At 53.7% G+C, this 1,118-nt stretch carries 2 protein-coding genes; both read left to right on the plus strand.

What is annotated here, in order from left to right; translation table 11 throughout:
- Nucleotides 1-498, plus strand: a 498-nt coding sequence (locus ACMGER_RS18145) for a putative toxin (RefSeq protein WP_436813585.1), incomplete at its 5' end; no start/stop codon positions are given.
- 15 nt (nt 499-513) lie between these two features.
- Complete coding sequence (locus ACMGER_RS18150) at nt 514-933, plus strand: hypothetical protein (RefSeq protein ID WP_436813586.1); 420 nt, start codon at nt 514-516, stop codon at nt 931-933.
- Nucleotides 934-1,118: the final 185 nt, after the last annotated feature.

Raw genomic sequence — 1,118 nt, forward strand, 5'->3', positions numbered from 1 at the left:
AACCTCGCCTATGGCGCGATCACGGCCGGATCAGTGGCGATCCCGGCCACCAAACTCGCGTTTGCCGCGCGCATGGGAGAGATCGGGCAGGTCGCTCGCGTGTCCAGCACATATGCTCGGGCCGCAGGGACGATGGGAACCGCTCGTTCACTGCCGAACCAACTCGGTCGAGCTGGCGAGACTGTGAGCGCCGAGGTAACTGGGCTTCCAAGAAACACGGTGCGAATTCCATCGGCTTCTGGGGCGAAGGAATATCGCATTCCCGATCACCTAGAGCCTCTGGATCAACGATATATCGCTGAGACAAAAAATGTTAAATATCAGACGCTTACATCTCAAATTTTGGACGACGTAGCGCACGTAAATCGGAGCGGCTACCCCGGCAGGGTTGATGTGATTATCGACAAGAGAACGACCATCAGTGGACCATTACTGCGAGAGCATTTAAACTCCGGAAGCCCAATTAAGATTAAAACCACGGACCTCAATCGCCGCTAGGACAGTGAGAATTTTATGAGCCGCCAAGATATGGACTTGCTCCTCAGTGACGGAATAAACACCGCTGTTTATTTTCTCGAGAAAAGCGGAGAATTTTATCCGTTTGGAGTAGTGAAGACGAAGCTAGGTGAAATTCGTCATATCCAGGTTTTAGCGGAGGATTCCCGTCCCATATCGAGCAGTGTATCCGAATCGTTGAAAATTTCATTGAGGCAAGGCGGGAGTACAGGAGATTACGAGACTGTTGCGATCGTATCTAACGTTGAAATCGCAGATCGAGAAACCGGAAACAAGTCGGACGCGATAAGTGTTGAGATAGATGACATTATCGTAGACCCCGTCTTGTGTTATATACCTTATAAGATTGAAGACGGTGTGCTTGTTCTTGGGGATATAAAGGCAGGTGTCGGCAACAGAATTGCCTTTGCTCAATAGCCGCAGAGGGCGCAGAGTCACGGCTACGACGGGCTGGACCGTCTCGTCCGGCAGCAGGACTGGACGGGGGACGGCAGCGGGGTCGCCTACGACCGGCAGGTCAGCTATGACGGCAAGGGCCGGGTGGACAGCGAGACGGTGTCGCAGCGCCAGGGGACGGCGACGGTCACCACCACGACCGTGAA

Source organism: Sphingomonas astragali, assembly GCF_051400615.1.
GTDB lineage: Bacteria > Pseudomonadota > Alphaproteobacteria > Sphingomonadales > Sphingomonadaceae > Sphingomonas.